The sequence below is a fragment of the Azohydromonas aeria genome (assembly GCF_009760915.1).
Classification (GTDB): domain Bacteria; phylum Pseudomonadota; class Gammaproteobacteria; order Burkholderiales; family Burkholderiaceae_C; genus Azohydromonas; species Azohydromonas aeria.
Genome location: NZ_VIDQ01000143.1, coordinates 1 through 10,276 on the forward strand (window position 1 = coordinate 1; position 10,276 = coordinate 10,276).

Annotated in this window: 10 protein-coding genes and 1 other RNA gene; 5 read left to right on the forward strand and 6 right to left on the reverse strand. The window is 69.9% G+C overall.

The window, feature by feature from the left end; translation table 11 throughout:
* The 4 genes from FJ694_RS35325 to phoR all read left to right on the forward strand — a co-directional run.
* The coding region (locus FJ694_RS35325) for a phosphate ABC transporter ATP-binding protein (RefSeq protein WP_157272200.1) at positions 1–327 on the forward strand (327 nt) is incomplete at its 5' end.
* A gap of 56 nt (positions 328–383) precedes the next feature.
* Positions 384–1,091: a phosphate signaling complex protein PhoU gene (gene phoU, locus FJ694_RS35330; RefSeq protein ID WP_157272201.1), complete on the forward strand. Its 708-nt coding sequence runs from the start codon at positions 384–386 to the stop codon at positions 1,089–1,091.
* A 33-nt stretch (positions 1,092–1,124) separates the two neighbouring features.
* Positions 1,125–1,847, forward strand: a complete 723-nt coding sequence (phoB, locus tag FJ694_RS35335; RefSeq protein ID WP_157272202.1) for a phosphate regulon transcriptional regulator PhoB — start codon at positions 1,125–1,127, stop codon at positions 1,845–1,847.
* Positions 1,848–1,854: 7 nt separating this feature from the next.
* Positions 1,855–3,216, forward strand: a complete 1,362-nt coding sequence (gene phoR, locus FJ694_RS35340) for a phosphate regulon sensor histidine kinase PhoR (RefSeq protein WP_157272203.1) — start codon at positions 1,855–1,857, stop codon at positions 3,214–3,216.
* On the opposite strand, the gene FJ694_RS35345 is transcribed toward phoR, so the two are convergent.
* The 6 genes from FJ694_RS35345 to FJ694_RS35370 all read right to left on the reverse strand — a co-directional run bounded on the left by FJ694_RS35345 (position 3,189) and on the right by FJ694_RS35370 (position 8,883).
* Entirely contained in the window at positions 3,189–4,856 is a 1,668-nt protein-coding gene (locus FJ694_RS35345) for a hypothetical protein (protein ID WP_157272204.1), read from the reverse strand. The genes phoR and FJ694_RS35345 overlap by 28 nt on opposite strands.
* 136 nt (positions 4,857–4,992) lie before the next feature.
* The gene (locus FJ694_RS35350) at positions 4,993–5,253 is read right to left on the reverse strand and encodes a type B 50S ribosomal protein L31 (RefSeq protein WP_157272205.1); all 261 of its coding nucleotides are present in this window, start codon (positions 5,251–5,253) and stop codon (positions 4,993–4,995) included.
* Positions 5,254–5,450: 197 nt separating this feature from the next.
* Entirely contained in the window at positions 5,451–6,716 is a 1,266-nt protein-coding gene (rho, locus tag FJ694_RS35355; protein ID WP_157272206.1) for a transcription termination factor Rho, read from the reverse strand.
* 275 nt (positions 6,717–6,991) lie between these two features.
* Positions 6,992–7,321, reverse strand: coding sequence for a thioredoxin TrxA (gene trxA / locus FJ694_RS35360; protein ID WP_157272207.1), 330 nt, complete (start codon positions 7,319–7,321; stop codon positions 6,992–6,994).
* A gap of 260 nt (positions 7,322–7,581) precedes the next feature.
* Positions 7,582–7,679: signal recognition particle sRNA small type (ffs, locus tag FJ694_RS35365), an RNA gene on the reverse strand.
* Between the two features lie 67 nt (positions 7,680–7,746).
* Positions 7,747–8,883: an AIR synthase-related protein gene (locus tag FJ694_RS35370; protein WP_157272208.1), complete on the reverse strand. Its 1,137-nt coding sequence runs from the start codon at positions 8,881–8,883 to the stop codon at positions 7,747–7,749.
* Positions 8,884–8,980: 97 nt separating this feature from the next.
* Here FJ694_RS35370 and dnaX point away from each other — a divergent pair.
* On the forward strand, positions 8,981–10,276 hold a 1,296-nt coding region (gene dnaX, locus FJ694_RS35375), incomplete at its 3' end, for a DNA polymerase III subunit gamma/tau (RefSeq protein ID WP_157272209.1).

Consider the following 10,276-nt stretch of genomic DNA (forward strand, 5'->3'; position numbering starts at 1 on the left):
AGCGGCGCGGGGCTCTCGGGCGGCCAGCAGCAGCGGCTGTGCATCGCGCGCGGCATCGCCATCCGCCCGGAGGTGCTGCTGCTCGACGAGCCGTGCTCGGCGCTGGACCCGATCTCCACAGGCAAGATCGAGGAGCTCATCCACGAGCTCAAGAGCGACTACACGGTCGTGATCGTGACGCACAACATGCAGCAGGCCGCGCGCTGCTCGGACTACACGGCCTACATGTACCTGGGCGACCTGGTGGAGTTCGGCCCGACTTCGGAGCTGTTCATGAAGCCGCGCAAGAAGGACACCGAGGACTACATCACCGGGCGCTTCGGCTGAAGCCGGCCCATCCGTTGCTGCCGCTGCCCGAACCCGCCTACAAGGAGACTTCCGCCATGCCCGACAAGCATCTCTCCACCCAATTCGACGCCGAGCTCAGCGGCATCTCCAACCGCGTGCTGGAGATGGGCGGGCTGGTCGAGTCGCAGCTTTCGCAGGCCATGTCTGCGCTTTCGGCCTTCAGCCCGGAGACGGCGGCCCAGGTGATCGAGCGCGAAGCGCAGGTCAACCGCATGGAGCTGGAGATCGATCGCGAACTCTCCGGCGTCATCGCGCGGCGCCAGCCCACTGCGCGAGACCTGCGCCTGCTCATCGCCGTGAGCAAGACCATCGCCAACCTGGAGCGCGTCGGTGACGAGGCCGCGCGCATTGCCCGCACCGTGGACAAGCTCATCAATGCAGGCGTGTCCACGCGGCTGCGCCAGCCGGTGGCCGACCTGGCCTACGAGGCCGAGCTCGCCACGGCCAGCCTGCGCAAGGCGCTGGACGCCTTCGCGCGGCTGGACACGGCGCGCGCGCTGGAAGTGCTCAAGCAGGACGACCAGATCGACCAGGAATTCGACGGGCTGCTGCGCAAGCTCATCACCTACATGATGGAAGACCCGCGCACCATCTCCGCCAGCATCGACCTGGTGTTCGTGGCCAAGGCCATCGAGCGCGTGGGCGACCATGCCAAGAACCTGGCCGAGGTCATCATCTACGTCGTCAAGGGCACGGACGTCCGCCACGCCTCGATGGAGGCGGTCGAGGATGCCATTCGTTGACGGTGGTGCGTCGGGCGGGCAGGAGGTACGGCCGTGAGCCAGGTGCTGGTGGTGGAGGACGAGTCGGCGATTGCCGAGGTCGTCGCGATGAACCTGCGCCACGCCGGCCACGAGGTGACCGTGGTCGGCGACGCGGAAGGGGCCAGTGCGGCAGTGGACCGCGTGCTGCCCGACCTCGTGCTGCTGGACTGGATGCTGCCTGGGCGCTCCGGCGTGGCGCTGGCGCGGCAGTGGCGCGCCGACGCGCGCACGCGCAGCCTGCCCATCATCATGCTCACGGCCCGCTCCGAGGAGTCGGACCGCGTCGGCGGGCTCGATGCCGGGGCGGACGACTATCTCGTCAAGCCCTTCTCGATGCAGGAGCTGCTGGCGCGCATCCGGGCGGTGCTGCGCCGCCGCGCGCCCGAGGCGCTGGAAGCGGTGCTGGAAGTGCCCTGGGCCGGGTTGCGGCTGGACCCGGCGGCGCGGCGCGTCACGCGCGAGGCGGGCGGGGCCCTGCGCGAGGTCCGGCTCGGCCCCACGGAGTTCCGGCTGCTGCATTTCCTGATGGCGCATCCGCAGCGCGTGCACTCGCGCGCGCAGCTGCTCGACCGCGTCTGGGGCGACCATGTCTTCATCGAGGAGCGCACGGTGGACGTGCACGTGAAGCGGCTGCGCGAGGCGCTGTCCGGCGTGGATTGCGCCAGGCTGATCGAGACCGTGCGCGGCTCCGGCTACCGCCTGGCGCAGTCGCCGGAATCGACACCGGCGGATTGAGGCGGCCATGCGCTACCTGATCGGGCGCCCGCTGGGTGCGGTGGCGGCCTGGGCGGCCGGCACGGCCACGGGTGCGCTCGTGGGCTCCCTGGCCGGTGAAACCTGGCCCGCGCTCGTGGCCGGCGGCGGCGCGGGCGTGCTGTTGCACGTGGGCGTGGACGCGGTGCGCGGGCACCGGCTCATGCGCTGGCTGCGCGGCGGCCAGGACAGCGGCGCGCCGCGCGACAGCGGTTTCTGGGGCGAGCTGGCTTACCGCATCGAGCGCGCGCTGCGCCTGCGCGAGCACCAGCTGGCGCAGGAGCGGGCACAGCACGCGCAGTTCCTCAGTGCCATCGAGGCCTCGCCCAACGGCGTGCTGCTGCTGGACGCCGGCGACGCGATGCTGTGGTGCAACCCCGCCGCGGCCGACCACTTCGGCCTGGACCCGGAGCGCGACCGGCTGCAGCGCATCACGAACCTGGTGCGCGCTCCCGGCTTCGTGTCGCTGCTGCAGCTGGCCGAGCCGCCGCCGCAGCCCACGCTGCTGTCGGACATGCGGCACGCGGGCACGCTGTCGCTGCTGCTGCGCCGCTGCGGGCCGGGGCTGAAGCTGGTGCTGTCGCAGGACGTCACCGAGCGCGAGCGCCACGACGCCATGCGCCGCGACTTCGTGGCCAACGTCTCCCACGAGATCCGCACGCCGCTGACGGCGCTGTCAGGCTTCGTCGAGACGATGCAGACGCTACCGCTGTCGCCGCCCGAGCGCGAGCGTGTGCTGATGCTCATGTCGCAACAGACCGACCGCATGCGCACGCTGGTGGAAGACCTGCTGACCCTGGCACGCCTGGAGGGCAGCCCACGTCCGGCGCCTGACCGCTGGTTCGCGCTGGAGCCGCTGCTGGCGCAGGTTGAAGCGCGCGCCCGGGCGCTGTCGGCGAGCCGGCATGAGATGAGTTTCCCCGAGGCGCAGGGCATCGAGCTGGCCGGTGCGGAAGGCGAGATCGACAGTGCGCTGACCAACCTGCTGAGCAACGCCGTGCGCTACACGCCCGAAGGCGGAAGCATTGCCTTGTCGCTGCGACGGCTGGAAGACGGGCGCCTGGAAGCGAGCGTGAGCGACAGCGGCATCGGCATCGCGCGCGAGCACCTGCCGAGGCTGGCCGAGCGCTTCTACCGCGTGGACGGCAGCCGTTCGCGCGAGACCGGCGGCACGGGGCTGGGCCTGTCCATCGTCAAGCACGTGGCGCAGCGCCATGGCGGCGAGCTGGTCATCGACAGCACGCCGGGCCGGGGCTCAACCTTCAGCCTGCGCCTGCCGCCGGCTCGGGTGCGCCAGGCGGCAACCGAGGCCGCCGCGGCGGCTCAGCGCGACGCCGCGGCGCGGCGGTAGATCAGCACGCTTTCATCGCGGTCGGTGGGCCGGCGCTCGCGCGCCACGAAACGCCAGCCCGGCATGCTGGGCACGGCCCGGGTGGGCTCACGCTCGGGCAGCAGCAGCACCGGACAGTTCGCCGTTTCGGGGCGGGCATCGACGCGCCAGCCGCCGAAGTACTCCAGCCCGGCCGCCGCGGCGCGCTGCAGGCCCGGCGCGGCAATGCAGGCCGGATCGGGCCCGACGTGGCGCGCGATGCGCTGCACCCAGGGGCGATAGCTGCGCGCGTAGTCCAGTGCCGGCAGCCACAGCGTCATCACCAGCAGCCAGGCCAGTGCCACGCCGCCGGCCGGCAGCACCAGGCTTTTCCACAGGGCTTGCGGATGGCGCGCGGTGCGCCAGCGCACCAGGGCCAGCCAGGCCAGCGTGCCGGCGACGGCCGCGATCAGCCGTACCGGCGAGAACTCGGCCGTAAAGCCGGGCGCCAGGCGCGCGATGTTGGCGGCCGTGCGCGCCGGCGTGCCCGTCTGCATGGCTGCGTACACGACCCAGATCACGAGCGCGCCGGCGCTGAAGAAGAAAACCGAGAACCAGTCCATGGCCGCGCTGGTACCGCGCTGCAGCGTGGGCAGGGCGAAGGCGGCCAGCACCGCCAGCGCGGGCAGCGCCAGCAGCAGGGCTCGGTCGGAGCCGCCCAGCGCGATGCAGGCGCCCAGGCCGACCAGCGCCAGGCCCAGTGGCAAGGCAATGTGCCGCTTCAGCAGGTGACGGCGCCAGTGCCACAGCGTCCAGGGCACGAGCAGCCATACCGGCCACAGGAACCAGGACAGCAGCCGCGACAGCTGAAGCAACTGCTCGGCGTCGAACTCGAAGCGCCAGTGCCAGCGCGCGTGCTGCAGCACCAGCGTCATGGCCAGCGACAGCAGCGTGCCGGCCGCGGCCCATGCTGCGAAGCGGCGCACCGGCGCGTCCACCGAGCGGGCACATACCACCGTGCCGACGATGCCGGCGGCCAGTGCGATGTTGGGCGCGTCGCAGGCCGACAGCAGCACCAGCGACACCACCACTGCGGCCCGCGGCACCACGGTGCGGTGTGCCGCGGCCGCGAGGCTCCACATCAGCAGCGCCATGGCGAAGAGCTGGGCCAGCTCGGGCGTGGTCTCGTGGCCGAGCTGCAGCAGGCCCAGCGTGGCCATCAGGGCAAGCAGCGCGCCATCGGCAATCGCGCGGGCGTAATCGACCACGTGGGCCTCGCCGCCGAAGGCCAGCGCCACCGGCTGCGCGGCCTGCGTGCGCGCGAGGTGAAAGGCGCTGTACCAGGTCAGCGCCAATGTCAGCGCCAGCAGCAGGGCGTAAGGCAGCCGTGCCGCCAAGGCAGGTTCCAACGCCGGTGACAGCAGCGCAATGAAGGCGGCGCCCAGCCAGTGGGGCAGCAACATGCTTTCGGGCGGCAGCATGCCCACCAGCGGCGCCAGCCAGGGGCTGCGTCCTTCGCCGATGGCGGCCATGTAGCCGAAGGCCGTGATGTCAGCGCTTTTCCAGGGGTCGCGCCCGAAGAGGCCGGGCAGCAGGTAGGCTGCGCACAGCAGCAGCAGCGGCAGCCGCGGCAGCCGCTGCGCCGCGCGCTGGGTCACCAGGGCAGGAGAGGGAATGTTCACGCCGAGATCATGCCGTCAACGCGTGAAAGGACCGGCGGCCGGCGCAGGGCGGGCCCTTCGGTCGCCCGGCAGCGCCTGGGCCGCGGGCAGAAAAAAAGGCAGCCGAGGCTGCCTTGGGTGTCGCCGTAGCGCAGGCTCACTTCTTGAGGCCGACGCGCGCGAACTTGTTGCGGAACTTCTCGACGCGACCGCCGAGGCTGTCCACGCTCTTTTGCGTGCCGGTGTAGAAGGGGTGGGTTTCGCTGGTCGTTTCCAGCTTCACCAGCGGCAGCTCACGGCCGTCGTCGAGCTTGATGGTTTCCTTGCTCTGCACGCACGAACGCGTGACGAACTTGAAACCGTTGGACAGGTCCACGAAGCAGACTTCGCGGTAGTTCGGGTGAATGCCTTCTTTCATCGGAAACCTCGCTGCGTTGCCGCCAGCCACGCCACCCCATGCGGCGCACTTGGCGAAAGCGGTAAAGCCCGCGATTGTAGCCCAAGCGGGGTGCCTCGGGCCAGGCGCCGCTGCTGCGGCGCTCATGATGCACTGCACGCCCGGAGCGGGCGCGCCATCAGGCCGTGCGCGGACACGACTTGGTGGCGGCGGCTGTGTCAGCCGCCGCGGCGCATCATGTCGAAGAAGTCCAGGTTGTTCTTGGTGGACTTCATCTTGTCGAGGATGAACTCCATCGCTTCGATCTCGTCCATCGGATAGAGCAGCTTGCGCAGGATCCAGCTCTTTTGCAGGATCTCGGGCTTGAGCAGCAGTTCCTCGCGCCGCGTGCCGCTCTTGTTGAGCAGGATCGACGGGTAGACGCGCTTCTCGGCCATGCGGCGGTCGAGATGGATCTCGCAGTTGCCCGTGCCCTTGAACTCCTCGTAGATCACCTCGTCCATGCGGCTGCCGGTGTCGATGAGCGCGGTGCCGATGATGGTGAGCGAGCCACCTTCCTCGACGTTGCGCGCGGCGCCGAAGAAGCGCTTGGGGCGCTGCAGCGCGTTGGCGTCCACGCCGCCGGTGAGCACCTTGCCGGAGGAGGGCAGCACGTTGTTGTAGGCACGCGCCAGCCGGGTGATGGAGTCCAGCAGGATGACCACGTCCTTGCGCAGCTCGACCAGGCGCTTGGCACGCTCGATCACCATCTCGGCGACCTGCACGTGGCGCGCTGCGGGCTCGTCGAAGGTGGAGCTGATGACCTCGCCGCGCACCGTGCGCTGCATCTCCGTGACTTCCTCGGGACGCTCGTCGACCAGCAGCACGATCAGGTGCACGTCGGGATGGTTGGCGACGATGGCATGTGCCAGGTGCTGCATCATGACCGTCTTGCCGCTCTTGGGCGGCGCCACCAGCAGCGCACGCTGGCCTTTGCCCAGCGGTGCGATGAGGTCGATGATGCGGCTGGTGATGTTCTCGTCGTTGTTCTTGATGTCGCGTTCGAGCCTGAACTGTTCCTTGGGGAACAGCGGGGTCAGGTTCTCGAACATGATCTTGTGCTTGTTCTCCTCGGGGGTGAGGCCGTTGACACGGTCAACCTTCACCAGCGCGAAGTAGCGCTCGCCGTCCTTGGGCACGCGCACCTCACCCTCGATCATGTCTCCGGTGTGCAGGTTAAAGCGGCGGATCTGGCTGGGGCTGAGGTAGATGTCGTCGGTCGACGCCATGTAGCTGGTGTCGATGGAGCGCAGGAAGCCGAAGCCGTCGGGCAACACCTCCAGCACGCCGTCACCGAAGACCTGCTCGCCGGCCTTGGCGCGCTTTTTCATGATCGCGAACATCAGCTCCTGCTTGCGCATGCGAGCGACGTTGTCAATCTCCAGCGCCTCGCCCATCTTGATGAGCTCGGACACGTGCAGCGCTTTCAGTTCTGACAGATGCATGGAAGGCAGACCCTGGGAGGGGAGGGCGCGCGTCCTTGCCACGGAAGCGCGCCGGATCGTTGCGGCTCGAAATGCCCTTGTAGGGCAGCACCAACCCGCGAGACGCGGCGGAAAATCGAACAGATGCGCGGGGGTTGGGAGCCGGACTCACGCGCCGCAAGCCGCCGCAGCGGCCGAGGGCGTGATGGCAAGTTTGGGGTTGTGGCAGCCGCCCGAAGCCGGCATCAAGGCTGCCGGTAGATTCTCAGGCCGCGACGGCCACAACGTTGGAAGAATTATAGGTTAGCGGCCAGGAAAGCTTCCAGCTGAGACTTAGACAGCGCGCCGACCTTGGTGGCGGCCACTTGCCCGTCCTTGAACAGCATCAGCGTCGGGATGCCGCGGATGCCGTACTTGGCGGCCACGGTACGGTTCTCGTCGACGTTGAGCTTGGCGACCTGCAGTTGGTCGCCATACTTGTGGGCCATCTCGTCCAGAAGCGGCGCGATCATCTTGCACGGGCCACACCATTCGGCCCAGTAATCGACCAGCACCGGCTTGTCGGACTTCAGGACGTCACCTTCAAACGACGCGTCGGAAACTTTCTTGATCAGTTCGCTGCTCATGATGGATTCGCATGCGTCCACCGGAACAGCCAGCGGCGCGGTGCGTGAAAAGCGGGAGGGCTGATGATTTTGACACAAAGCCCCGCAACTGCCGGGACAGGGCCCAAGGCCCCGAAACTGCGGAGCAAGCCATGAGCCCATGACGGCGCCGGTGCTGCATCGGCGCGGTACGGATTCAAATGCGGGAAATTCGGCCGCAGGGCCTGGGCGCCGGACGGCGCGTGCCGGCCACCAGCCCATCAACAGGAGAAATAAGGGGGGTTGACGAGCCTTACCCCCGGCACTGGTCACAACGGTTGGGGCTGCTTCGTTCCCGACCTGACCCGGTTCGCCGCGCTTCCATGCGGGGAGGCCCGTCAGCGCGCATTGTAGCCCACGCGTTGAGCCACCCCTGGCACGGCCGCCGCCCCGGGCCGCTGAACAGGTCAGCGCAGCTGCAGATCGTCGTCGCCGAAGCGGATGGACAGCGGCTCGATCAGCAACTGCTTCTCGCCCTCCTCGACGCGGCCGGCCACCAGCGCGTCGATGCCCAGCGACTGCGCGATCTCCACCGTGCGCTGCGCGTCCTCGGCGCGCACGAACAGCGCGAAGCCCGCGCCCATGTTGAGCGTGCTGTAGGCCTCGCGGTCGTCGTGGCCGGCCTGCCGCGCGATGAATTCCAGCACCTCCGGCACCGCCGGCACGGTGTCGATGCGGTAGGTGAAGCGCGCCGGGTGGCGCAACAGCTTGCGCCAGCCATGGCCGGTGATGTTGGCGCAGTAATGCGGCGCGATGCCGGCCTTCCACAGTGCCTCGGTCACCGGCGAGTACAGCGTGGTGGGCGCCAGCAGCGCCTCGCCGTAGCTCTGGCCGCTGGTCAGCGGCGTGAGATAGCCCTGCGGCAGCCGCTCGGTGAGCTTGCGCGCCAGGCTCAGGCCGTTGGCATGGATGCCGCTGGACGCCAGCAGCACGATGGCGTCGCCCGCGGCGAGCTTGTCGCCCACCGAGAGCCGCTCCTTCGGATTGATCAGCCCGGTGCACGACGCCGCCAGGTCGATGCGCCCGGCCTCGACGATGCCCGCGAGCGCCGGCGTCTCGCCGCCGCCCCAGGCCACGCCGCAGGTGTCGCATGCCGCCTTCCAGCCCGCCACCAGCGCCTGCGCGCGCTCGGCGTCGCCGAACCAGTCGCTGCCGCCGGCGGCCCAGTAGGCCTGCACCACCAGCGGCGTGGCGCCGACGGTGATGAGGTCGTTCACCGCCATGGCGATGGTGTCCTGGGCGATGCCCTGGTAGTAGCTGCGCCCGGTGAGCCGGGCCATCTCGTCGGCCACCAGCGCCTTGGAGCCCAGGCACTCGACGATGCTGGCGATGTAGAACGGACCGACATCGACCACGTAGGCCGACTCGCCGCGCGAGGCCGCGACCTCCTTGAAGCCGTGCGCGGCCACGTGCTGCGCGGTGGCGGCAGCGGCGCGCTGGGCGCTGACCTTGAGCGGGTCGATCAGGTCGTAGTTCACGCCCGCCTGTTCATAGCTCAGGGGTGCGGCGGTGTTGTCGGAGGAAGGGGGCGTTTGCGCATTCATGGGCGCGGATTATCGGCCAGCGCCCGGGCCGGCCCGCGCCGGGGGCGCTGCCGGTGGGGCTGCCGGGGCGGCGTGGCGCGGCCCGTAGAATCGCCGGATGTCTTACGTGGTCCTTGCCCGCAAATACCGCCCGCGCAGCTTCGATCAGATGGTCGGCCAGGCGCACGTGGTGCAGGCGCTGACCAACGCGCTGCAGCAGCAGCGCCTGCATCACGCCTACCTCTTCACCGGCACGCGCGGCGTGGGCAAGACCACGGTCTCGCGCATCCTTGCCAAAAGCCTCAACTGCACCGGCCCTGACGGCACGGGCGGCATCACCGCGCACCCGTGCGGCGTGTGCACCGCCTGCCGCGAGATCGACGCCGACCGCTACATCGACTACGTCGAGCTCGACGCCGCCAGCAACCGCAGCATCGACGAGATCCGCGACCTGATCGAGCGCGCCGCCTACAAGCCCAGCGTCGGCCGCTTCAAGGTCTTCATGATCGACGAGGCGCACCAGCTCACGCGCGATGCCTTCAACGCGCTGCTCAAGACGCTGGAAGAGCCGCCGGAGTACTTGAAGTTCGTCCTGGCCACGACCGACCCGGACAAGATGCTGCCCACGGTGCTCAGCCGCTGCCTGCAGTTCAACCTGCGGCCCATGGCGCCCGAGACCGTGCACGAGCACCTGCTGGGCGTGCTGCAGAACGAGGGCGTGGCCTTTGACGCGAGCGCGCTGCGGCTGCTGTCGCGCGCGGCGCGCGGCTCCATGCGCGACGCGCTCTCGCTCACCGACCAGGCCATTGCCTATGGCGGCGGCGCGCTCTCGGAAGAGACGGTGCGCGCCATGCTCGGCAGCGTGGACCGCGGCCATGCCGCGGGCCTGGTGCGCGCGCTGGCGCAGCGTGACGGCGCCGCGGTGCTCTCCCTCGTGCAGGGCCTGCGCGAGCGCGGCCTGTCGGCCGCCGCCACGCTCGAGGAGATCGCCACGCTGCTGCAGCAGGTGGCGGTGGCGCAGATGGTGCCCGGCGCGCTCGACGAGACCGATCCCGACACGGCCGGCGCGGTGGAACTGGCCGCGCTGATGGCGCCCGACGAGACGCAGTTGCTCTACAGCATCGCGCTGCACGGCCGCGCCGAGCTCAGCCTGGCACCCGACGAGTACGCCGGGCTGACCATGGTGCTGCTGCGGCTGCTGGCCTTCCCGGGTACGGGCGGCGCGCCGCAAGGCCGCGCCCGGCCGGAAGCGGCGCGTGCGCCGGTGGCCTCCACGGCCGCGCCGGCACCCGCCGGGGCCCTGTCCGGCGCCGCCGCGGCTGCCGCAGCCATGGTGCGGCAGCCGCCGGTGCCGGCAACGCGCCCGGCGGCGCAGTTGCGGGTGCTTCCGGCTCCAGCCTCGCGGCCGCAGCCG